Annotated in this window: 18 protein-coding genes; 10 read left to right on the forward strand and 8 right to left on the reverse strand. The window is 64.9% G+C overall.

The window, feature by feature from the left end:
- Nucleotides 1-237: 237 nt before the first annotated feature.
- Entirely contained in the window at nucleotides 238-2,190 is a 1,953-nt protein-coding gene (locus Prum_RS33075) for a hypothetical protein (RefSeq protein WP_173080015.1), read from the reverse strand.
- 354 nt (nucleotides 2,191-2,544) lie between these two features.
- Here Prum_RS33075 and Prum_RS33080 point away from each other — a divergent pair, with 354 nt between their 5' ends.
- Both Prum_RS33080 and Prum_RS33085 read left to right on the forward strand, forming a co-directional pair.
- Nucleotides 2,545-3,513, forward strand: a complete 969-nt coding sequence (locus tag Prum_RS33080) for an AbiTii domain-containing protein (protein WP_173080016.1) — start codon at nucleotides 2,545-2,547, stop codon at nucleotides 3,511-3,513.
- A gap of 450 nt (nucleotides 3,514-3,963) precedes the next feature.
- Nucleotides 3,964-4,290: a hypothetical protein gene (locus Prum_RS33085; RefSeq protein ID WP_173080017.1), complete on the forward strand. Its 327-nt coding sequence runs from the start codon at nucleotides 3,964-3,966 to the stop codon at nucleotides 4,288-4,290.
- Between the two features lie 230 nt (nucleotides 4,291-4,520).
- On the opposite strand, the gene Prum_RS33090 is transcribed toward Prum_RS33085, so the two are convergent.
- The 3 genes from Prum_RS33090 to Prum_RS33100 form a co-directional block, all read right to left on the reverse strand.
- The gene (locus tag Prum_RS33090) at nucleotides 4,521-4,703 is read right to left on the reverse strand and encodes a hypothetical protein (protein WP_173080018.1); all 183 of its coding nucleotides are present in this window, start codon (nucleotides 4,701-4,703) and stop codon (nucleotides 4,521-4,523) included.
- A protein-coding gene (locus Prum_RS33095; protein WP_371871390.1) for an IS3 family transposase occupies nucleotides 4,700-5,880 on the reverse strand; the annotation gives its coding sequence in 2 pieces (ribosomal slippage) (nucleotides 4,700-5,586 and nucleotides 5,586-5,880; 1,182 coding nt in all). Before Prum_RS33095 ends, Prum_RS33090 begins: the two co-directional genes overlap by 4 nt.
- Nucleotides 5,881-5,946: 66 nt before the next feature.
- Nucleotides 5,947-6,723, reverse strand: a complete 777-nt coding sequence (locus Prum_RS33100; protein ID WP_173080019.1) for a hypothetical protein — start codon at nucleotides 6,721-6,723, stop codon at nucleotides 5,947-5,949.
- Nucleotides 6,724-7,069: 346 nt separating this feature from the next.
- On the opposite strand from Prum_RS33100, the gene Prum_RS33105 reads away from it, so the two are divergent.
- A complete protein-coding gene (locus tag Prum_RS33105) occupies nucleotides 7,070-7,546 on the forward strand; it encodes a hypothetical protein (RefSeq protein WP_173080020.1) in 477 nt (158 codons plus the stop codon).
- Nucleotides 7,536-8,534 carry a tyrosine-type recombinase/integrase gene (locus Prum_RS33110; protein ID WP_173080021.1) on the forward strand — a complete coding sequence of 333 codons (999 nt, stop codon included), beginning with the start codon at nucleotides 7,536-7,538 and terminating at the stop codon, nucleotides 8,532-8,534. Before Prum_RS33105 ends, Prum_RS33110 begins: the two co-directional genes overlap by 11 nt.
- 36 nt (nucleotides 8,535-8,570) lie before the next feature.
- On the opposite strand, the gene Prum_RS33115 is transcribed toward Prum_RS33110, so the two are convergent.
- A protein-coding gene (locus Prum_RS33115) for an IS3 family transposase (RefSeq protein ID WP_371871390.1) occupies nucleotides 8,571-9,751 on the reverse strand; the annotation gives its coding sequence in 2 pieces (ribosomal slippage) (nucleotides 8,571-9,457 and nucleotides 9,457-9,751; 1,182 coding nt in all).
- A 785-nt stretch (nucleotides 9,752-10,536) separates the two neighbouring features.
- On the opposite strand from Prum_RS33115, the gene Prum_RS33120 reads away from it, so the two are divergent.
- The gene (locus tag Prum_RS33120; protein ID WP_173080022.1) at nucleotides 10,537-11,112 is read left to right on the forward strand and encodes a hypothetical protein; all 576 of its coding nucleotides are present in this window, start codon (nucleotides 10,537-10,539) and stop codon (nucleotides 11,110-11,112) included.
- Nucleotides 11,113-12,087: 975 nt separating this feature from the next.
- Here Prum_RS33120 and Prum_RS33125 read toward each other — a convergent pair.
- The gene (locus Prum_RS33125) at nucleotides 12,088-12,939 is read right to left on the reverse strand and encodes a hypothetical protein (protein ID WP_173080023.1); all 852 of its coding nucleotides are present in this window, start codon (nucleotides 12,937-12,939) and stop codon (nucleotides 12,088-12,090) included.
- A 1,401-nt stretch (nucleotides 12,940-14,340) separates the two neighbouring features.
- Here Prum_RS33125 and Prum_RS33130 point away from each other — a divergent pair.
- Genes Prum_RS33130 through Prum_RS33140 form a run of 3 tightly spaced genes read left to right on the forward strand, consistent with a single transcriptional unit; the run spans nucleotide 14,341 to nucleotide 16,590 of the window.
- Nucleotides 14,341-14,484, forward strand: coding sequence for a hypothetical protein (locus Prum_RS33130; RefSeq protein WP_173080024.1), 144 nt, complete (start codon nucleotides 14,341-14,343; stop codon nucleotides 14,482-14,484).
- A 12-nt stretch (nucleotides 14,485-14,496) separates the two neighbouring features.
- Nucleotides 14,497-16,122 carry a hypothetical protein gene (locus Prum_RS33135; protein WP_173080025.1) on the forward strand — a complete coding sequence of 542 codons (1,626 nt, stop codon included), beginning with the start codon at nucleotides 14,497-14,499 and terminating at the stop codon, nucleotides 16,120-16,122.
- Nucleotides 16,123-16,137: 15 nt separating this feature from the next.
- Nucleotides 16,138-16,590: a hypothetical protein gene (locus Prum_RS33140; protein WP_173080026.1), complete on the forward strand. Its 453-nt coding sequence runs from the start codon at nucleotides 16,138-16,140 to the stop codon at nucleotides 16,588-16,590.
- 7 nt (nucleotides 16,591-16,597) lie between these two features.
- Here the strand turns inward: Prum_RS33140 and Prum_RS33145 are convergent, their stop codons facing one another.
- Nucleotides 16,598-17,092 carry a hypothetical protein gene (locus Prum_RS33145; protein ID WP_173080027.1) on the reverse strand — a complete coding sequence of 165 codons (495 nt, stop codon included), beginning with the start codon at nucleotides 17,090-17,092 and terminating at the stop codon, nucleotides 16,598-16,600.
- Between the two features lie 5 nt (nucleotides 17,093-17,097).
- A complete protein-coding gene (locus Prum_RS33150; RefSeq protein ID WP_173080028.1) occupies nucleotides 17,098-17,406 on the reverse strand; it encodes a hypothetical protein in 309 nt (102 codons plus the stop codon).
- A gap of 1,102 nt (nucleotides 17,407-18,508) precedes the next feature.
- Between Prum_RS33150 and Prum_RS33155 the strand changes: the two genes are divergently transcribed.
- Both Prum_RS33155 and fxsT read left to right on the forward strand, forming a co-directional pair.
- A complete protein-coding gene (locus Prum_RS33155; RefSeq protein ID WP_173080029.1) occupies nucleotides 18,509-19,408 on the forward strand; it encodes an AlbA family DNA-binding domain-containing protein in 900 nt (299 codons plus the stop codon).
- Between the two features lie 376 nt (nucleotides 19,409-19,784).
- On the forward strand, nucleotides 19,785-22,550 hold the full coding sequence (gene fxsT / locus Prum_RS33160; protein WP_173080030.1) for an FxSxx-COOH system tetratricopeptide repeat protein: 2,766 nt from the start codon (nucleotides 19,785-19,787) through the stop codon (nucleotides 22,548-22,550).
- Nucleotides 22,551-22,844: the final 294 nt, after the last annotated feature.

Genomic DNA, 22,844 nt, shown 5'->3' on the forward strand with positions numbered 1-22,844 from the left:
CTCTCGAAGCGTGCCCCCATCCGGCGGACTCACCAGGTGACACGATCCGCCGGCGGCAGCGAGTACGACCGCCCGTCGGAAGAGAGGCACCAATCGGCCATAGCTGTGCTCGCCACTACTCCAGGAGAGCGAGCGCGATCTAGGAGGCCGTAGGAGATCACCGCAGCACTACAAATGTCAGGGACAAGAATCGCTGGAGGCAATCCAGATCAGGTTCAGGCCGGGTACGACGGCGCCTTACTTCCAGGGTGTCCACTCGGTCCAGGTGAAGACGGCGACCGCGGCGGCGACGACGGTGCTGAAGGCGACGATGACGCCACGCTTGCGTAGCCTCGCCCACCAGCTACGCCCGTCCGCCGGCTGTGGACCGCTCGCATGCTGTCCGGTGACGGTGGCGTGATCGCCGTGCGTGGTCTGGGCGCCACCCATGCTGGAATGCGCGCCGCTAGCGCTTTGGCTACCTACGGCGGTGCCCAGCGCGCCGGACGCGGTTACCGGTCCGGCGGTGCCGTTCGAGATGTTGGTGCCGTTGGCTGTGTGCTGCGACGTTACGGTGATCGTGTTTTGGCCGCCGGTGACCACGAACTGGACCGCGTTTTCGCCGGTCGGTATCGGCGGCTGTAGCAGGTCCAGGTCGACATCGGTGGAGGGGCGGTCGGCGGTCCGCTCGGGCTCGGTCCGAGACTCCGGGCTCTGCTCCTCCTCGGGCGGATCGAGGAATCGGAGGTTCAGGTCCTCGCGCTGCCGTTGGCCGGCGAGGCGGACGGCCGCCATCTTGGGGACCATGTCCTCCATTAGGCCGTTCAGCTCCTTGTGATAGCGGTCGAGGTCCGCCTGCGTGTTCGCCAGGTGCGTGGTGGCGTCGGCGGCCCGCTCGCGGATCCAGCGCTCGAGTTCCGGCGCCGGCACGGTGGCGTCGACCGTGAACACAGCTCGAATTTGGCTGCCTTGCACCTGCCAGCGCGGTTCGTGGTGACAGGTAGCGAGCGACGCTCGAACGATGCCGGCGTCGCCGTCGAAGTTGACGGCGACCATGTAGTCCCGCATGGTCCTGGTAACCATCCGAGTGGGATGGGGAACATCGCGTGCCTGCTTTCGGTACTCGCGAGGCGGCTCCACCACCATGGGATCGCTGCAGTAGGCCGTGACGGGTACGCGGTACCTCGCGACCAGCCGCTCGATGACAGCCTGGGGATCGTCGTCGAAGGTGTCATCATCGAGTGCAGCGATCTCCTCAACCGCGTCGCGGAGGCGCCGTCGAAGCTTGGTCGACGGCAGCTCGCCGGCCGCGGCAAGGAGCAAGGGATTCACGTCATCGAGTATCGCGCACGCCGGCCGTCTACCGCCGACGGCGCACACGTCGGCAATTCGTGCGTGACCTGCGGCGACGCTGTGGGGCGCAAGACCCTCCGCCGGCCATGTGCGAGCAAGCGCGTACGGGTCGGCGACAGTGAACAACTCAAACCGGCCGGTGAGGACGCCGCCACGGTTGCGGGCAGTCACTGTCCAGGTGGCCTCGCATGTCGCGTCCACTGGCTCGAGGAGATCGAGCGCGACATCCGGCAGTTGCAGGACTTGCCCAGGACGGAGATCGAACTCCGGATAGACCAGCTCGATGCAGTGGCCGCCCTCCGTGGACGTAATGGCGGTGTCCGGCTCAACGACATTACGCAGTCCGTGGTGGAACGAGTGCGGCGACAGCCTGATCTGCTCTGAAAGTTCGATTCGCCGCCGCGCCCGCCGTTCTCGCGCGCGTAACGCCGCGCGTTGCTCATCGGCAGTCTCGACCCGCGCCTTTCCAGCAGGCGCCGGCGGGATCGGGATCTCGGTCAGCAGGGCCTCATCAAGATCCGCTCGAAGGAGCTGTCGCTGGCCGTAAGCGTAGAGCTGAATCGTCACCCGCGCGCCCTGGACCAGGAGCTCGCCGAGGTTGCGCACCGACACCTGTAACGGCGCGATCTTGCGCAGTCCAAGCAGCTTGTCGGTCCGGTCGTAGACCGCCGATTCCAACTGGCTCAGGTAGAGCCCCACCTGAGCCTCATACCGCCTACGAGCCGGGTCGTCCGGATCGTCGGCATCCATCAGGGACAGCAGGCGGTGTTCCTCGCGAGCGACAAGAAGCGAGGTGTACCCGACCACGTCGGGCCGGGTCTCCAGCTCGAACGACGCCGGCTGTACCTCCAACTGCATCGTTCCGTTCCTCCTCCAACTGCTGCCCTGCTTGCCACCCGAGCATCTCACCCGGCAGGTTCCCTTTGCCGTCCTCCCGCATCGGGGCGTTTGCCGGCGGCGCGGTACATGCTAGGTGGGTCGGGCCTCTGCTCCGCCTGGCCTTTCGCGTTGCCTCGGCAGCTCGACGGCCGCGCACCTCGGCCAACGCCTGCACCTTTCCACAACAACGGGTCAGAGGTCGGGTTCGTTGGTTGACTTGCCGGAGGTCGACCCGGCCGCACCGGACAGCGGGTCTACGCCGCTCGCGAAGCAAGGGAGAATGCCTGCGTTCCGGTACGGCGAGGGGAGGCACTGTCGCACGGGCGTGGGAGAATGCTCGCCATGGTCGCCAGGCGTCAGGGCCTTCGTGCGCAGATCGAGGCGGGGGTGCTCGACGACACCCTGCCGGTGTCGTCGCTGCTGCAGAAGTGTGTCCTGCTAGGTGGGCAGGCCGGATCGCAGAAAATGGTCGACTGGGCCCGGCAAGAGCTCAACGGCTACGACCCGAAGACCGTGCCGGTGTACCGTCGCCTGTCCATCGGCCTGATGGCGGTGATGACGAACCGCGCCGGATACAACCCGATGCATCGACGAATCAGCGACTCCGTCCTGCCGCCGAGGGTTCGCGAGTTTTTACGTGAAGAGGGCACCGACCTGGACATCGCCGTACTTCACGGGAACATCGGGCAACTGGAGGCGCTGGCAGGTACGGGCAAGGCCGAGCACACGCTCATCCCCTGGTGGGGTGACATCATCACGGACCTGCTGAATAAGTACAGCGTGGCGGACAACACCCGGGTTCAGTTGGTTTACTGGCCCGTCTCCGACTCGGCGCTCAAGGGCCTGCTCGTCCAGGTCCGCACCGCCTTAGCCGAACTCGTCGCCGAACTCGATGCGCTGACACCACAAGGCCAGGATGTCCCGGACAAAGCAGCCGCCGACCGCGCGGTCCAGTTCGTGGTCACCGGCGGCCAAAACACGATCACCGTAACGTCGCAGCACACAGCCAACGGCACCAACATCTCGAACGGCACCGCCGGACCGGTAACCGCGTCCGGCGCGCTGGGCACCGCCGTAGGTAGCCAAAGCGCTAGCGGCGCGCATTCCAGCATGGGTGGCGCCCAGACCACGCACGGCGATCACGCCACCGTCACCGGACAGCATGCGAGCGGTCCACAGCCGGCGGACGGGCGTAGCTGGTGGGCGAGGCTACGCAAGCGTGGCGTCATCGTCGCCTTCAGCACCGTCGTCGCCGCCGCGGTCGCCGTCTTCACCTGGACCGAGTGGACACCCTGGAAGTAAGGCGCCGTCGTACCCGGCCTGAACCTGATCATCAGGCGCCGCAGCCGGGGACGCCAGACTGGCTTCAAGGTCGTCGTGCTGGAATGCAAAGGCATCCAGCAGGACATGGACGAGTTGCTGCGCGGCTACCCGCATGACGAGAACTGGACGTCCCGGTGGCCCGGTCGACGCCGCCGACGCATCTGGCCCTCAGCCGGATCACCTCCTATCTGCTCGACCCGGACGGTGACGGCGACCTGTGGTCGGGCCCGCTCCAGCTCCCACGGCCACCGACACCGCCGACGTTCAGGAGGAGCCAGCGTCCGCCGGTCCCTACGTCTTCGACATCCCGCCTGATCGGCGCAGCTGGTTCGTTCAGATCCTCACCCGCGCGGCGGCCGCCACCACGCTGCTGTTCGCCGGCAACGGCGCCGCCGCCCGCGGCTACGCACACCCCGCCAGCGCGGCGACATGCCCACTATCGACCAACAGGCGCTGTTCGACCTCGATCCGCCGTGGGCCACCAGCACCGCAACCACCCTGCGCCTACCCGACGGCCTCCACCTGGAGGGCACCCGGTACCGAACCCCGCTACCAGACGGCAAGGTCCTCGAAGTCTTTCGCGGCGTCGAACGACGCCTGTACAGTCTGCTCGCCAACGGCCAGATCGGACCGTACCTGCGGGCTGCGCCGGGCACCTATCGCAAATGGTCCAGAACACCACGCCCAAGTGGCGCAGTGCTCTCCCTCGGCCGTGACGGCACCGCACTCGTCGTACGCGTCACCAACGGACGCTAACCGCACTCGGCAGTGCCCGGGGTTACGAAGCTGGTCACCACCGCCGGTCGCAGTGGCTCACGTCGCCCGAACGCGAGCTCGTCTCCCGGCGAAGTCGATTGGGCAAGACGACGGCGAGGGCGTCGCCGACCGGGTTGGCGGCGCGCAGGCCGGACGAACTCGACGGCCATTCCGGTGGCGGCACGGATCCTGTTCCGTGGTCTCGCCCTGTCCTTGACGTCGGCGACCTGTCATGCGGTGGGGTGGTGGGCGGTGACGGTCTGGGCGAGTTTGCGGTGGGCGCCGGTCAGGCTGCGGGTTTGGGCGATCCCGGCGGTGGGGTTGCTGCTGTTGGGTTTGGCGAGGGTGCCGCGGCGTGCCCAGACGTCGGTTGAGCTTCCCCCGTAGGCCGGACACCCGAGGTGTGGGGTCAACGGTCGTGATCAGACGGGGTGTGGAGTTTCTCGAACTCGATGGGACTGCGCATTCCGAGGCTGGAATGGCGTCTTACCGGGTTGTACCAGCATTCTATCCATTCGAAGATAGCGTTGGCAAGCTCGTCGCGGGTCTTCCATTTCTTGCGGTCGAGTACCTCTAGTTGTAGAGTTCCCCAGAAGGATTCCATCATGGCGTTGTCGTAGCAGTCGCCGACGGTACCCATCGAGCCGAGCAGACCGGTTTTCCGCAGACGCTGACCGAAGTCCCATGATGTGTATTGGGTGCCGTGATCGGAATGCAGAATCGTTTCCTGCCGGGCTGGTGGGCGGCGGACGATCGCCATCGACAACGCGTCCAGGACCAGCTCGGTACGAAGATGATCGGCCATGGAGTAGCCGATGATCCGCCGACTGTAGGCGTCCATGACCGCGGCGCAGTACAGCTTGCCCTCCTCGGTAGGGTGTTCGGTGATGTCGGTCAGCCACAACCGGTTCGGCGCGTCCACATCGAACTGTCGGTTGACCAGGTCCGCCGACGGCGTGGCCTGCGGGTCACGGACGGTGCACCAGGACCGGCGCCGGTAGTACAGGCCCTGGATGCCCGCCGACCGCATCAGCCGGGCCACCCGTTTCTCATTCACGTGCAGGCCCACGCCGAGGGTCAACTCAGCGTGTACCCGGGGCGACCCGTACGTTTTCTTCCGCGGATCAGCGTGGATTTTCTCGATGTACCGCAGCAGCATCTCGTTCTCCTGCTCCCGCGCCGATACCGGCCGATCCTTCCATTCGTAAAATCCGGAGCGGGACACACCCAGCACTCGGCAGGCCACCGCGACGTCGATGCCGTCATCGGCGAGTTCTCGGACCAACCCGAACGCTACTTTGGGAGCACATTCTCCCGGGCGAAGTAAGCAGCCGCCCGCTTGAGAATCTCATTCTCCACCTCAAGCTGCCGGTTACGGCGGCGCAGCTCGGCCAACTCCTTCTTCTCCGCACTGCTCAACCGACCCGCACCGCCGCCGCCGGCGTCGTCGACGTCGGCCTGGGCCATCCAGTTACGCAGACACGACTCGCTGATACCCAAATCCTTCGCCAACATCGCGACCGGTTTGTCGCCGGTCCGGGCCAACTGCACGGCTCGCTGGCGGAACTCTGCAGGGTGTGGGGCAGGCATGAGACGACATCCTTCCTGGAAGCCGCCGTCCACCTCACCTCAGGTGTCCGGAGAACCGGGGGAAGCTCAGGTGGGTCGGATCAGGTAGTTGGTGGTCAGGATGGTGGCGTGGTGGGCGAGGAGGAACTCCAGGATGTGGTGCAGTTTCTGACTGTTGCGGGAGTGTCGGCTCAGCGCTGACGTGCAGGCGACGAAGTTGCCGCCGGTCGCCTTGCCGAGTAGGTCCATCAGGTGCTGGTCGAAGCGCGGGTCGATCGCGCCGAACACCATCGTGGTGTCATCGCGGTTGGCTGGTGGTGCGGTGGCGATCTCGTCGCCGGTGGGAAGGCCGGGGATTGGGGCAGTGGGTAGGCGGAGCGGCCGCCGGCCGCCGTCGGTGAAGGCTTCGGTCAGCGCGTGCAGGCATGCCCAGGCGCGGGGGTAGCGGGCGGGCAGACCGGTGAACGGGTTGGGGCCTTGGTAGTCGACGGGGTTGCGGCGGCGCGCGGCGAGGAAGTGCGATAGTGGGCCGGCGGCGTACTCGGTGGCCGTGGTGATCCCTGAGGTGAGTTGGCCGTTGTGGTGGGCCTGTTCGAGCAGGCTGTTGCGGACTACCAGGGTGACCTTTGTCTTGAGGTCCAATGGGGTGTCGAGTGGTTTGTGGTCGAACACCTCCTTGACGAACGGGGTGATCAGCACGTCCTGGTCGTGCGGGGGCATGGGTGGCCAGCGCTTCGGCCCGGGCAGGATGTCCTGGCCGCTGCGGGAGGCGAGGTCGCGGTCGACTCCGCAGGCGGTGGTCAGCATGTGGGGCAGCACGTCATCGCAGTATTCGATCATGTGGTCGGGGTTGGGACTGGTCATCTGCTCCACCCGGGCCGTTCGGCATCAGTTGGTCAATGTCGTCCGAGGTGATCGTCGCTTGTGGAGCGGCCGTGGTGGTGGAGGCGCTGGACCTTGCCCAAAGGCCCTGCGTCGCCACGCTTTCGGGGAGTTGCTGCCGCGGTCTGCGGCGGCTATCGTGGTGGTATGTGCACCCGTTTGGTGCACAAATGCTACGCGTGGGGGTTCAATCCCCCCTCGGACACCAGTTGTGGTGGATTTCCACCACCGGTTCGCATCTGTGCGCATGCGCCCTGACGCGTTCGGGTGATCCCCCGAACGGGACTCACTTTGGGCAGATCCGGGTCTGGCGGCCACGATGACCGCCGTGAGACGCCCGAATCCGGCCAGATCCGAGCAGCTGATCGGCGTGCTGGTGCCGGCTGCTGGTCCGCTGCCGTGTCCAGATCCGGTGTCGATGCCGGAGCTGCCGGTGCGACGGCCATCGACCGGGCCAGAGCTGCCGGTGTTGGACATGGCCCGGCTGGACCGGTCCGGACGGCTGTCGGTCCGCCCGTTGCTGACGGCGTTGGGCTGGCGTCCGGGTCACCGGGTGCACATCGACGTCGTTGACGGCGTCCTGACGATCGCGTCGGCGGTGACCAGCGGGCATGTCGTGACCGGCCGGGGCGAGCTGGTGGTGCCGGCCGCGATGAGGCGGTTGTGCGGCATCGCCGACGGATCACAGGTCGTCCTGGCCGGCTACCCGTCGACGGACCTCGTCACGGTCCATCCCGCGAACGCGGTCGCACAAGTGTTAGGCGAGCTCCACGCCCGCCGCGCGGGAGGCCGGCATGCCGGCTGACCCGGACCGCATCGTTACCGCGCGGGCGCTGCTGGCCCGGCTCGGCGTCACCGTCGCCGACCTGCAGCAAGCCGAGCGACCACGGACGCCGACCATGGCCGAGTACCTGCCCCGCGTGATGGCGGCCGCCGGCCCGGGCGCGCGACGCACCTACGGCTCCTACTGGACGCGGATGGCGCAGGCGTGGGGCGACCGACCCCTCGATGCGGTCGCGGCCAGCGACATCGAGGCCCTACAACACGAGATCATCGCCGGCGCCTGCTCCCGGCGGACGAGCCGTGGTGGCCGGCACGCCGGCGAGCACGTGATAGCCGCCGCCCGGGCGGTCTACACCCGGGCCATCGCCGACGGCCTGATCGACCCAGGCGCGAGCCCGGCGCATCGGGTGGTCAAGCCACGCCGGCTACCGAGCACGCGGCGGGCACTGACCCCGAGCGAATTGGAGGAGATCAACCTCGCCGCCCGGTGCACCGGCAACGACGTCATCCTCGACGCACTGCTGCTACGGCTGCACACCGAGACCGCCTGCCGCCGCGGCGGGGCGCTCGGCCTGCGCCTGGTGGACCTGGACGTGGATCGCGGGCTGGTGCGGCTGCGGGAGAAGGGCGGCACCCAACGTTGGCAGCCCATCACCCTCGACCTGGCCACCAGCCTGGCCGACCACGCGGCCTGTCGCGGCGCCGTATTGCCCACCGACGGCTTGCTGCGGTTCCGCAACGGGAGTGCGTTGACCAGCCGCCGCTACGACCACCTCTGGCACCGCCTCGGCCAGCAAATACCGTGGGTCGCCGCCCAAGGCGTCTCCACCCACTGGCTACGTCACACCACCCTGACCTGGGTCGAGCGGCACTTCGGCTACGGCGTCGCCCGCGCCTACGCCGGCCACACCGACCGAAAAGGCCCAGCAACCACCACCTACATCAAGGCCGACCTACAAGCAGTCGCCACCGCCCTGGCGGCAATGACCGGGCAACCACATCCCCTCTGAGCTTCCCCCCGTAGGCCGGACACCCGAGGTGTGGGGTCAACGGTCGTGATCAGACGGGGTGTGGAGTTTCTCGAACTCGATGGGACTGCGCATTCCGAGGCTGGAATGGCGTCTTACCGGGTTGTACCAGCATTCTATCCATTCGAAGATAGCGTTGGCAAGCTCGTCGCGGGTCTTCCATTTCTTGCGGTCGAGTACCTCTAGTTGTAGAGTTCCCCAGAAGGATTCCATCATGGCGTTGTCGTAGCAGTCGCCGACGGTACCCATCGAGCCGAGCAGACCGGTTTTCCGCAGACGCTGACCGAAGTCCCATGATGTGTATTGGGTGCCGTGATCGGAATGCAGAATCGTTTCCTGCCGGGCTGGTGGGCGGCGGACGATCGCCATCGACAACGCGTCCAGGACCAGCTCGGTACGAAGATGATCGGCCATGGAGTAGCCGATGATCCGCCGACTGTAGGCGTCCATGACCGCGGCGCAGTACAGCTTGCCCTCCTCGGTAGGGTGTTCGGTGATGTCGGTCAGCCACAACCGGTTCGGCGCGTCCACATCGAACTGTCGGTTGACCAGGTCCGCCGACGGCGTGGCCTGCGGGTCACGGACGGTGCACCAGGACCGGCGCCGGTAGTACAGGCCCTGGATGCCCGCCGACCGCATCAGCCGGGCCACCCGTTTCTCATTCACGTGCAGGCCCACGCCGAGGGTCAACTCAGCGTGTACCCGGGGCGACCCGTACGTTTTCTTCCGCGGATCAGCGTGGATTTTCTCGATGTACCGCAGCAGCATCTCGTTCTCCTGCTCCCGCGCCGATACCGGCCGATCCTTCCATTCGTAAAATCCGGAGCGGGACACACCCAGCACTCGGCAGGCCACCGCGACGTCGATGCCGTCATCGGCGAGTTCTCGGACCAACCCGAACGCTACTTTGGGAGCACATTCTCCCGGGCGAAGTAAGCAGCCGCCCGCTTGAGAATCTCATTCTCCACCTCAAGCTGCCGGTTACGGCGGCGCAGCTCGGCCAACTCCTTCTTCTCCGCACTGCTCAACCGACCCGCACCGCCGCCGCCGGCGTCGTCGACGTCGGCCTGGGCCATCCAGTTACGCAGACACGACTCGCTGATACCCAAATCCTTCGCCAACATCGCGACCGGTTTGTCGCCGGTCCGGGCCAACTGCACGGCTCGCTGGCGGAACTCTGCAGGGTGTGGGGCAGGCATGAGACGACATCCTTCCTGGAAGCCGCCGTCCACCTCACCTCAGGTGTCCGGAGAACCGGGGAAGCTCACTCGCTGTCCCAGCCCACAGCCCACCTCTGAGCTGACTTGTCTACGCTTCTCCAGCTCTTTGCCGTAGCGAACGTTGCCCTGCAACAGAGGACGACGCTGACGGATTTGCGCGCGAACGACCAGTTCGGCGGCACCTGAAGTTTGTCGCACACGCGTCCCAGACGATTCCCACTAGCACCCGCACGGCTCGTGGCGCTGCGAGTACCCGGCCGCCACGAGGCAAAGCGCTAGCGGCCAAGGCGGGCCACCACCCGCCTCAGCTGCCTTCGAGGCGTACACGGACAACCTGCTCCCTACGCGCGCCTGACCGCACGGTCCTTGTCGCTCGCCGGGCCGGTCCTTCAACATGACCACGCGTAGGCTGCGCTGGGCATGTCGGTCCACGAGGTCCCCAGGTTCCGAGTCTTCGCGGTTCCGGCGCGGCCGTTTGCCGTTCGACCCTCCATCCTCCCGCAGCGCACTCGCTACGCGTGACACCATGCAGGTCGGTTTTCAAGGCAGGAGATCATCACCCGATGAGCCACCTATGTTTGCCTGACCCACGGGACCGGAGTCTTGCCTGGTGGAAAGACGAACCGGCATGCCTTGCGTGGTGGCGGGCGGTCACCGACACCGAAGCCCCGACCGGACTCCCGTACGCCGTCGATTTGGCTCGTCTCTACTCCTACTCGGTACCTACTCCCGAGGCCCTGATTGCTCTACGAGAGTTGGGTCCCTTGATTGAATTGGGCGCTGGTGCTGGCTACTGGGCGCGGCTGCTGCGCGACCTGGGAGTAGATCTCGTCGCGTACGACATCGAAGAGCCCTCAACCAACAGCTGGATCGCTGACGCACCTGCCTGGACAAAGGTCGAGGTTGGTGACGAGCATTCGCTCGCCGGCCATTCCGGCAGGACCTTGTTCGTATCCTGGCCGGAACGGCCTAGCGGTTTCATGTCCACCGTACTCGATGTATATCCACCTGCGACGCTCGTGTTGATCACAGACGGTCGGGTCTCGGTCGGTGCCGATCCGCTCTACGATCGTCTGGCGAGCGGCTGGGAACAAGACATGGCAATGGACATCCCAAGATGGCCTGGTCGCTATGACAGCCTGATGATCTGGCACCGCACGGACAGCCGCCATCCCGAACGACACCGCCGTCGGCGTCGCGCATCGCGATCAGCGGGAGCGGCTCCGAAACGAAGTGACGAGATGTGCGCCACCCTCAGGCGACGCAGGTGTCGCGATCAGCAGCCGCAGCGTAAGCCCCTGGGAGACATCAGGCGCAAGTTCGCCCCAAACGCCAGATGACCCCTCGGACATAAGCACAGAGGCCAAGATGCGTCCGCCCACGGCTGGCTGTGCAGGCGAGTTAAGCTGCCCCATGCCAGCGACCCAAGCCCATCCCGCGCTCGGCCGGCAACATGTCGTACCTGTGCCGTAGCGTCCACGGCGTGACGACAACGAACGACCAGGCATACGAGCGCTACCGTAGTGCGCTCAGCCGCACGGCTTCGCTTGGCAGCGACCGGCGCGGCAGCGGAGAGCGAGCCACGTGGTGGCGCCACATGCATGGTTTCCTCAGCGAGCATGACCGCAGCGAGGATGGCAAATGCCGCAAGCCCGAATGTGGGGAGGATTGGCCCTGCACGATGGTTCTCGGCATAATCACGGACTTGGATTCGGGCAACGCCGGTTGGTGAACGGCAGGCTGGTAGCAGCACCTCGCTGCAGTCGGGTCCGTCGAAGTGGAACTCCTCGACGAGGAACTGGAAGTGTTGCGTCACCTCGGCGTGGAAGGACACGGGTTGCTTGCGCTTGCCCATGCGGGCCTCCCTCGTCGGTGACAACGGTGATCGTAGGCGTTGCCGGCGACATCGAGGAGGCTCGTCAGCGTGCTGTCGTTGACGGGACACGCGGCAGGCTCTCAGTTGTGCGGCGCAGCCGGCCCACGACCAATGTGGCTGCCACGCGCGGGCCTGCGGCTCATCGGTGTTGGTCGGGGTGGGCCGGGGCGATGATGGTCGCGGCTTGTGCGTCGTTGGTGGGCGGGGTTGGCCCAGGACTTGGCAGCGGGTCAGGCCGTGGCGGTGCCACAGGTGCTGTAGGCGCTACAACGCCGCCGCTGCCAGCGATATGATCATGTTGGCGGCGCGGTCGTCCACCGCAAACACGGCCGCGCCGCCTCTGAAGCGGGCCGATGCCAAGTCGTCGGCCCCTCCAACCGAGAACCACGGCAGAGATCCGGGATGGGCATTTGGAGCGTTGGATCAGAATCGTCGCCCATTATCGCATTGCCTCCCAGGCGGAGGCATTCACTGTGAGCGCTCCGGTCGCGTCGACGTCGTCGACGATTATGAAGACCACGCGGTCACGATTCGTTATTACACAGAAACGGTCACCTTGCCGGGGATTGCGCAATGTTTCCCATCCCAGGCCAGCCTCCAGATCATCGAGGCACCTTCTCGGATCAGCCGTTGACTCTTTCGAGTTAACTCCAAGCTTCTCGCCCTCTGCGACCAACGTCGGCGCATCTCCGCCTGGACAGCTACCATATTGCAGATCGTCGCCGTCGCTCCCGTTTCCATGCCTCACGGTCGGCACGTCCAGGTCGATATGAATCCAGTTGAAGCAATCGTCTACAGGTAGCCGGAGCCGCTCGCCTGTGTAGATGGCTCTATAGTTGCGGGCAATAGCCTCGACTGGTTCGGATGCGTCGAAGGCGGCGGGTGAGTCCAGCCGTGGCCCCGGTGTTGCACGGTTAGACGTCCCTCGCTTTGATGCTTCGTCGGGTGGTCGGGTCGCGGCCGGCTTCGCACCAGATTGAGGCAATGAGTTTGTTGAATCAGTAAATATGGTCATCAGAATGATCGCCACAACCACAACCGCCCCCATACTTACCCGCGTTCCCATGCCGATGGGATGCCGCCGATGATCGCGGATAGCAAAATAAGCCATCGCCGCGACCGACACTGCAAATACGCATCCGATCGTCTTAGCTTCCCAGCCGTCGAACTGAACAAGAACAAACACAACCCCAATGGGGCCACAAAAGATCCCCATGACTTCCGACAACCAGGTCCGTGCACGCACCGAATTGGTCGCGCTTTGATCTTCCATCGGTAGTTGGTTCGTCACGGCCGGCAGTGTAGGTCTGATCCGGGCGACAGCCGCCGCACCGCGCGTCCGCTCCGATGGTCGATCAATGTAGTGCCGCCGAACACAGCATCCTTACCGAAACGAAAGGACATCGGCCGGCCAGGCCATTGTCTTCCCCCGTTGCCAACTGACCACGAGATGGTTCCGCGACGTACAGATCGCCGCCCGCCACGCCTACGCACGCACCCACCATGCGCCACGACCGGGCCCGCAAGAACCTCGACCGCCACCCCAACTACATCCTCGCCGCGTACATGGCCTCCGGCACGTAACCACTGGATCACGACTTTGCCGAGAAGAGGGCATACGATTGATGTCGAGGGCTTTAGTCCCTAGAGCGATCTTCAAAGACTCCTTCTGGAGGACTAACTCGACGGCAGTCCCAGTTTGTCAAAGAATGCCCGGTTGCGCTCCGTGGCGGCGTTTATAAGCCTGTCGAAAGACATGACTTCTATGTACGCCTTCGCTGGCTCATTAAATCCGAAGTATCCGAGGCCGTCATGAGTCCGCCGGAGATTTGCGTACTCACACTTACTCACTAGCGTCGGCGTGAGGTCAGCCAGGATGTAGCAGAATGCCGGCGAATCCTGGGAAGCTGGGATTGGACGTCCCGAAGCCGTCAACACACCACAGGGATCTGGGCGTCCCGATCGCTCCGCAATGGTCCGGAAATGCTTGTGCTCGTAGCGGTAACGCATCGCCGCGAGGACGGCGCGTAGCCTCGTGCCGTCCGGGTCTTCGCGGTCGTACCGCTCGACTCGGTGAGAAACAGCAACGGGAGCCTCTCCTGGTCGTCGTCGGGCAGGTAGCCCGCGTCGACCACGGCGGCGGCGGCCTCCGGCTCAAGCTCGGTCGCGCGGGCCAGGGATCGCCCTTCGCATGAACCGGCGGCTGAGGCTTCGACCAACCACGTCCCCTGGGGCGGTGCAGCTCCACCGTCGCCTCCACCGCCACCACCACCGGCCCTCTCGGTGTCCCTCGCCCGTGGCCCAGCCGCGCCGAGCGGATACCGGTACGCCATCACATTGAACAACTTCGGGCCCGAACACCAACGTGTCGATCACCTGCCATGACTCCGTAGACCCCGGAGGGTTTTACACGTTCTCCCTGCGAACCAACGGCGACGGCAGCGCCTCCACCGCCAGCTACTGCTACTCAGGTGACCATCCCGACCACTGGGTGCGGGCGAATGGCATGGAATCTAACCATGTGACTTGGTAGATCCTCTTTGGCGTGGCCGGATCGCGCTTTCATGCGGCCGGTCCGGCCACGCCGTTTGAGGTCGGTCGACTTCCAGTGACCGATAGGCGGATAGGGTCGCGTCCCCAACCTCCGGATGTGTCCACGTTTTCGGGCAACTTCCCCGCCCGGGTTTGACGGGTGGTGGCGTGCGGGCGCACCGACCACGAGCAGTCCACCGCCGTCGGCGACTACATATGCTGGCGAAACCACCACGCCACGTCCAACCACCTACGCCTGAACTCCAAGATCCGCCACCTCGATCACCTGACCAAAGCCGCGTGACGAGGCACTAGGTTGGAGATAACCAACAGCGTCGATGCCGGAGGCGCCATGGACCAGGTGGATCCGACTGAGCGGGTGCTGGCTCTGATCAGGTCGAAGAGGGCGCGAGAAGCGCTGCGACGTTGGTTGACCGACCATACCGCGACCCTCCTACCGACAGGCTGGTCCGGCAAGGGCTACACCACGGCGCAATTGCTCGGTGCCCTCCTCGGCAGGTATCGCGACCACCCGATCGTTGTGGTCATGAAGATCATCGAAAAGGGTGATGGCGGCAAGGAATATGCCGCTCACCATAGGGCCCTCCAGGACTCACCCGTGTTTGCGCAGAAGCATCTTGCTGCGCTGATCGGACAAAGGATTGTTGTGCCGGGTGGCGGATCGATCATCCTTCAAGGCGTAGCCGGCGGCGGCCTCGACACCATGTCCCAGCTCGACGACGCCCTGCCGAGCTGGCACGCTCCGCGGGAGGTTTGCCAGCACATCACGAACTCGCTGCTGACCGAATGGAACACCGAATCCGATCCGAACCTGGAGAAGGTTGGGACCGCGCTCGCCGCGCAGCTCGGCAACCGCCTCACGTCCGCCGGAACGGTCGCTGCGTGGGCCGGCCGCCACCAGGGCCTGCTCCACGACCCTGTGCCTTGGCTGAATGCAGGAGCGTACCCACAGGTCAACCCGTTCGTACTGATCGGCAAGGACTCCTGGGGCGAGCGCCTGGAGGCCCTCGTCTTGCGCGGCAAGACCCACGGCGACCTTCATCCCGGAAATCTGCTGGTCGGCGCCAAAGGCTCCCCCTTCTGCCTCGTCGATCTCTCCCGCTACACCGCGGAAGGGTGGCTGAGCTGGGATCCGACCTATCTCACGCTGACAGCTATGGCCAAGGTGCTGCCTGACCTGACGCCACGCGGGCAGGAGGCGCTGAAGGCGTGGTGCCTGGATCCGGACGAGGTCATGGAGGTCGAGGGACTGCCTGGACATTTACGAGCGATGTTCATCGGCGTGCACCAGGCCGGCGCCGAATGGGCCCGGCGACACAGCAACACTGCGGGCTGGGAGCGCCAGCGCCACCTGTGCCTGGTCGTGATCGCTTTGATCCTCACCGGCAGGAAGCAACTTCTCTCGGAGGACTCCCGGAGATGGTTCTTCTGGCTCGCCGCGGCCGTCGCCACTCGGCTGGCCGACGCCATCCCAGACTTCCCGCGTGCGGTCGACCCTCTCATGCTGTCGAACCACCTGTTCGCCGATGACCCGCAGCACATTGCCGACGACTCGCGAAACAAGATCATCAGCTTGGATGAGCGGCGTCCGGCCCGCCAACCGCCGCAGCCGCCAGCAAGAGACACTGGGCCAGCCACGGTGGAAGCCGAGTACTGGACCCGGCTGGTCGCCGAGTTGCGCAGCGTCCAGTTTGCCGCGCCGGACTGGGCGACGATGGCAGCCCGCACCAACAGCCTCCGCATGCTGCTCGTATCAGCACCGGAGGGAGGCGCCGACAACAGCGAGGTTACGGAGTACCTCGACTTACTCACGACGACGCTTGACGCGGTGGTGCGTCCCGGTGCGACACCCGCCGAGACACGAGCGGCGAGCGAGCGCGCCGAGATGCTCCGATCCTGGATCCTCGACCAGCTCTCCTGATCGCGATCCACCGAGATGGCCGGCCCGCTCGCTACCTTCGCCACGAAGGCTCAGCATGAACTCGAGAGGATTCAGGAGTGGACCGAGGTTCCCCCGGAACTCGAGCGGAAGGTCGGCGAAGTGCTCGGGATTGTCCGCCGACTCAGACAGGAGGCTAAGGCCCTGTCCGGCCACGCAAAACCAGCGTTGATCAGCGGCATGGACGCGAAACTCGCGGACGTACGTCGCGCAACGGAGACGTTCAAGGACTACGTCATGCGGGCAGATCGGGCTGTTGCCCACAAGTACTCGGAGGGTCGCAACGAACTTGCCCGGTTGGTGGGCGGGACGGCTGCGGTAGCCGCGGGCTACTTCGGCGACGAAGTCGCCCGCCACAATCCTTCAGCGCTGCGCGACAGCACGCGCAGCCACGTAATCAGCGTGCAGATCGAGCGTGGGAACGACAGCTCCTCCCGCTACGCGAGTTGACGCCCGCTTACGCGAGAGACGGTCCTGCGATGGCCCGTTCGACGGCCGCCAGCACGGCGTTCATCGGCTGCACGAACTCCGCGCGGAACCGGTCTGCCTCACTGTAGGGGCCGAGGAAAGCGGCCAGCTCCGGCAGCATTCGCAGTACGATCTCATCCTGTGTGGCCTGTGGCATGACTTCTTCGTACTCGGTGACTAAGGCCCGGAGGTAACCCTCGGCGGCGCTCACGGAGTCGACCAGCTCCGGCTCGGCCGCGAAGACGCCGTCCTCGGCACGCATGGTGCGCACCATGGTTTCCAGGCTCAGCTGCGCATCCAGAACGGATTGCATCAGCTCGTCATAACGCATGACGCGCACGCGGCGGTCAGCGAAGACGAGTTCATGGTTCAGGGCAGTGGCCCGCAGCAGCCGCCGAGCCCGCTTGGCGCGGTTGTACTGGTCGACCAGTTCACGGAGGTAACGCTGCCGGGTCTCCTGGATCCCGGCCGCGCGCAACTCCATCTGCTTCAGCCGCTCAACCCGCCGGTCCGACTCTCGATTAAACGCCTGATAGAGCAGGGATATCCCCCGCCGAGCACGACCACAAGGAAGAACTGCAGGAGCGTCTTGTAGGCCTCGGCGCCGACGAGCCTGGCCAGCGCGTCATGCCACACGATGAGCGCCACCGCGGCACACGAACAAACCGCCGCGCCTACGGCGATGACCGTCGCGAGCCGGCGCATGAGGGACTGACCAACACCATCGATAGCGAAGAACTCTAATGCGTCCCAGCAACTTAGGTGGTGGTAGTACTCCAGGAAGTCACGCAGAGCCACGACGCTGCTGACGCATCGAAGTTTGCTGTGCGGACCCGACGGTTCCATCCGCGGGCGACAGCTGGCCACGGAGGCTTGGCAGCGGCCAGATCTGGTGCACGCTCGTCGGCATGAGCGGGCGCCTCGCGAAGGCGGCCAACCATGACCGCAGTAACTCAGGGTAAGTACGCGTCGAAGTGCGGCTTCGATAGGCGGGTGGCGAAGATGGTGCTCGTTGACCGGGTGTCGCTCCAAGGGCTGAGTACAGCGCAGGTGCAAATCCCCTTCGACCAGCCGCCCAGGGGTCGGTTGAGTGCTTCGCGCTGGCGAAGAAGTCCCTAGTCAGCGCACAGACGCGGGGGCAGGCGCGCAGGTGCGGAGTGGAGGCGGGTCACCGTACAACATGGGAACGCGGCGCGACCAGCGGCGATCCGACGTTTGTGGTGCTGGATGGTAAGTGGCGTCTGCCGGCGCGGGGAGTATAACCAGTGTTGGCGGCGCGGGGCCCTTCCGCTTGTTGCTGATTGGCGGCAAGGGGAGGGCCGCGCTGTCCTGAGGTGTCTGCAGAGTCGAGTGCATGAGCCGGACGTTCGACGGCAGAAGGCAGCACGCGCCCTTCTGCCCGAATCAGCGGCGGCCCGCCGTGCCGGACGACGGTTGACGCTGTCAGGCGCCGTCGCCGCGACTCCCCGCAGACACCGAAATCCGTCAGCAGTCGCGCCGGCGCGAGTCCCTCCGAGCCGGTGCATCGCCCGGATCGCGGTACGAGAGCATGTCAAGGATCACGCCCCGGCGCGACTAAGGTGTCCCGATGACGTTTGAGCGAAGCGCGGAAGCATCCAAATACCTAGCAGGTGTTAAATTTGTTCGTGATCGAGACGCACTTAGGTTCGCTGGGTCAAATGATGTTCGCCTTAGCGGCGCTGGCGAATATTTCTACGGCCCCTACGAATTCGTCCATCGAGCAAGCTTGTCCTCGCTTAGACATGCCTTGATGGCCGCAAGTCACTTCTACGGTTGTCTTTCCGTCAATGAGCGAAGGCGTACCGAAAACGTAACTCTTAGATTGCATACCACGGAAGGTACGGGAAGCGGACCGGACTGGTTGGCCGATCAGGTTCGGATGAAGTTGACGTGGACCGCTCATGACCCTTCAGAATTCGACGAGGACATTGTAATTCCCGAACCTGGTTCTATAGTGCTGACCGACAGCGACGAACTGCTGGTTGAAGTCGAGATTCCCATCGATGGGCGAGATCCGTTTGAGCCGTTTCCCGAGCTACAGAGAATCCTCTCATCATGGAGTAGTGAACGCGGCGTTGAGCTAGTGGCTTTAGAGGGCCAACTGTCGAACCCATATCTTTGGTCTGGATACTTTCGACTCCCTACACGAGGTCGCACGATAGGCGACGTCCAAGAATTTGCCCTTCAGGCGCACGGCATTAGTGCGGCGTTCGTTGACAACTCCATGAGCGTCGACCTCCTAGTCACCGTACTGGAGTCGGGTCTAGCTGCGGTCTTGGTAGGCATCCAGGAATCCGAGTTTTTCGAGTGCAAGAGGCAGCTTCGCCTAACAGACGAACGCAGCATGTTCGATTTTGCAAGAGATGTCGCCGCTTTCGCCAACAGTGGTGCCCGTGGCCTACTTGTCGTAGGACTTGAGACTAAGTCGAGGCGCGAGGGAGACTTTGTCGTCGCTCTGCACCCTGTGCCCGACGCGACGCGTCTCGCACGTCTAGCACGTCGTACGATCGACAGGCTCATCTTTCCGCCGATTGATGATTTACAAGTCAAGACCGCCCAGGCAGGGTCGGCTGGAGCTTACCTAGTCTACTGCATAATTCCAGAGCAAGCAGCGGAACTAAAGCCATTCATGGTTGCTGGCGCCTTCATGGACGGAAAGATTGACGGATCAATTATTAGCATTCCTCGGCGCAGAAATGACGAAACACTACACCTGAGCCCGGCGTCAATTCATTCCTTTCTCGCGGCGGGATACGCCCTATTCCGCAGGAATGGGTAATCGGCGGACCACTTCATCGCCGCCACTGGCATGATCGAATGCGCTGTCATCGGCAGATTCGCGCACTCACGTTCAGGGCAGCGGCCGTGATCAGGTTTACGCAAAGTGATTCGATGCGGTGGCTGACATAGCTGGTGGCAACCTGCGGTGATCCACTAGTGGCGCCCGTTCCCACGAGCGCCTGCTGGGGTGGCGCCGAAAGCACTAGCAACTGGTGCCCGTTCTCGCGGACGTAGCCACGCACTGGGACAACCGACGCCCGTAATATATGGGTGAGTTGTCCCCCGTTACCCCGGCGGCGGCTGCGGGGCACGCCGGATGCCTCGCTGATCAGCTCGGTGCCGCTGTGCATACGACCGGAAGGAATGTCGCGGGCATGCCGATTCCCGTTCCGTGGTCGGATTACAGCGCTGACCAGGTAGAACAACTCATGGCCGCGTTGCTGACGCGGTTGATGCCTGAGGCACAGCGTGTCGACGGCAGTGGCGGCGACGGTGGCGTGGATGTACGGGTGCCGGCCGTTGGCGGACTGCACATCTATGAGATCAAGCGTTTCGCCGAACGGCTCAAGCCCGGTCAGCGACAACAGATCCAGAAGTCGCTGCTAAGGGCTGTTCGCACTCAGCCCAGGATGGTGGCGTGGACGCTGGTCGTGCCACTCGACCCGACGCCCACCGAACTGGAATGGTTCGAGTCGCACCTGCAAGGCCTGTCGCCCGTGCCCATCACATGGATGGGCCGCACTACTATCGAGACCCACCTGAGCGCACACGACGACCTGCTGCGTACGTTCGCTCCGGGCTCGGTCGAGACTCGGGCGCTGGATCGGGCGGTCGAAGCGTTAGGCCGACAGATGGGCGACCGCCCGCTCACAGCCCCGCAACGTGTGGGCGTCGTTCCTGCACCAGCGACGTCGTTCCAGGAGCGCCGGGAGATTTTTGAGGATTTTCCGCTTGGTGAGACGGTTGTCTTAAGCGGTCTCGGCGGCGTCGGCAAGACACAACTCGCAGCTGACTTCATCCGCGGCCACCAGACGGACGCCACAGTGGTCGTCTGGGCAACGGCATCGTCTCGGGACTTGGTTTTGGCGACCTATGCCGAAGCGGCTCGGGTAGTACTTGGTCCGCAGGACAGCGTCCAGCAGGCGGCCGACCGGCTTCTCGCTTGGCTCGCGACCACAGAGGACATCTGGCTGGTCGTTCTCGACGACGTACAAACACCTGCTGACCTACGCGGACTCTGGCCGCAGGGATCTTCCGGAAGAGTCGTCGTCACGACGAGACGCCGAGACGCGGCCCTTGCCGGACATCGGCGCCGTACCGTCGACGTCGATGTCTTCAGTGTCGAACAGGCCGCCCGCTACCTGCGGTCGGCACTTCGGGAACAGCACCCACTTGGCGACGACATCGACGGTGTCGCGACTGACCTTCAGGGCTTGCCTCTCGCGCTCGCCCAGGCGGCGGCGTTCATGCTGGACCGGCAGCTACGGTGTAGCGAGTACCGGCGCCGGTTTGCGGACCGACGCAGGCGCCTGAGCGAGCTACTGCCCGAACCAGAAGCCCTGCCGGACGAGCACCGCGACACCGTTGCAACGACGTGGTCACTCTCGATCGACGCCGCGAACCGGCTCGCGCCTGTCGGGATGGCTCGGCCGCTCATGGAGTTGCTCAGTGTTCTGGAACCTGAAAGCATCTCGGCCGGTCTCGTGGCCGACGGCGCCGCCCGGAACTGGCTATCGTACGCGATTTGGTCGGCAGCCGGCTCGACCGGTGACATCGGCGCAGTCGATATCGACACGATCCGTGACGGGCTGCGAACGCTATACAGACTCAGCTTGCTGCGTCAGGACGACGATATCGTCCGAGTGCATGCCCTCGTCCAGAGAGTCACACGCGAAGGACTCGACGGCGAACGGCGCTCATCGGTCATTTGGGCGGCCGCTGACGCGTTACTTGGGTACTGGCTCCGAGGAGGCCATTCGGGAGAACTCACCCTGACGATGCGGGCCAACGTCGACGCCCTGCGCCGTCATGACCAGGGCGAACTCATTGCAGGCGGGCATAAAGTATTGATCCTCGCCGGCACTCGCCAAGGCGAGGCCGGTGATCCGCGGGGCGCCGCCGAGTACTTCGACAACCTGCTCGCCATGTCGGCGCAGCAACTCGGACCCGACCACCCGGATGTTCTGGAACTCCGGGGCCATGCCGCTCGTTGGCGAGCGAACGCCGGCGACCCCACTAGAGCTATTTCCATCCATGAAGAACTAGTCAAGGACTTCGCACGCGACAAGGGACCCGATGACGTCGGCACTATCGTTGCTCGCGCCAATCTCGCTGTGTGCCGTGCCCAGGCGGGCGCCTTGGCCGACGGCATTCACGAGATGGAGCAGGTACTGGCGGACTGCGAACGGCTACTCGGAGCGCACAACAGGCACACCTTTGATGCGCGTTCCCTACTCGCCGGAATGTACGGCGAGGCCGGGGTGAGCGAGGCCGCCCTCGCGATGTTCGCCCAAGTGGCCGTCGACCGGCTCGACGCACTCGGCCCTGACCACCGGGAGACCCTCGCCGCCCAAGGAGCGCACGCTCGCTGGCTCATCGAGTTCGGCGACCCAAGGGCAGCCATCGTAATCCTGCGGCGCCTTCTCGATGCACGCACGCAGCGGCTCGGCCCCGACCATCCGGACACACTGGCGACCCGCGGAAACCTCGCAAACGCGCTGGGAAAGTCTGGCGACGTTCGGCACGCGGCCGACGACTTCGACGCGCTGCTCGCCGACTGCGTGCGAGTCATGGGCCCCAACCACCCTGAGACATTGACTGTTCGTAACAACCACCTGCTCTACAACTCCGCCGACATGGACCCAGACGAGGCGGCGAACGCCTGGGTGGACCTCATCGACGACAGCACGCGTATTCACGGCCGGCTGGCCCCGGAAACCCTGACCAGCATGCACAACTTTGGCGAGTGGCTCGCCCTCGCTGGACACCTCGACCAAGCCGCCGGATGGCTGCAAGTCGCGCTCACCAGACGGGCCGAGGTCCTCGGCGCGGAACATCCGCATACGTTGGCCACCGGCGCGTTCCTGGCTCAAACGCGAGACGCGATGACCCGCCGGACACCCAGCGTCACGGACGGGTAAGGTCCCTCGTCAATCATCGGCGCCGGCCAGGCTAGCGAGATCCCGTGGCGAAGCTTGTCGTTGATCCGGAGCATTAGTCCGCGGCGCTGGGGCGCGCGCAGGTGCGAATCCCGTCAACGGGCTCTCCAGGGTCATCGGAGTGCTTTGCGCCGGTGAGAAAACCCCTGGTCGGCGCAGAGACGCGGGGCAGGCGCGCAGGCGTGGAGTGGAGGCGGGTCCCGTACAACATGGGAACGCGGCGCGACCGGTCCCGGGGTGACGTTTGCGCTGGTAGAAGGGGTGTGGGCGTTGCCG

Origin of the sequence: Phytohabitans rumicis (assembly GCF_011764445.1) — a bacterium.
Taxonomy (GTDB): domain Bacteria; phylum Actinomycetota; class Actinomycetes; order Mycobacteriales; family Micromonosporaceae; genus Phytohabitans; species Phytohabitans rumicis.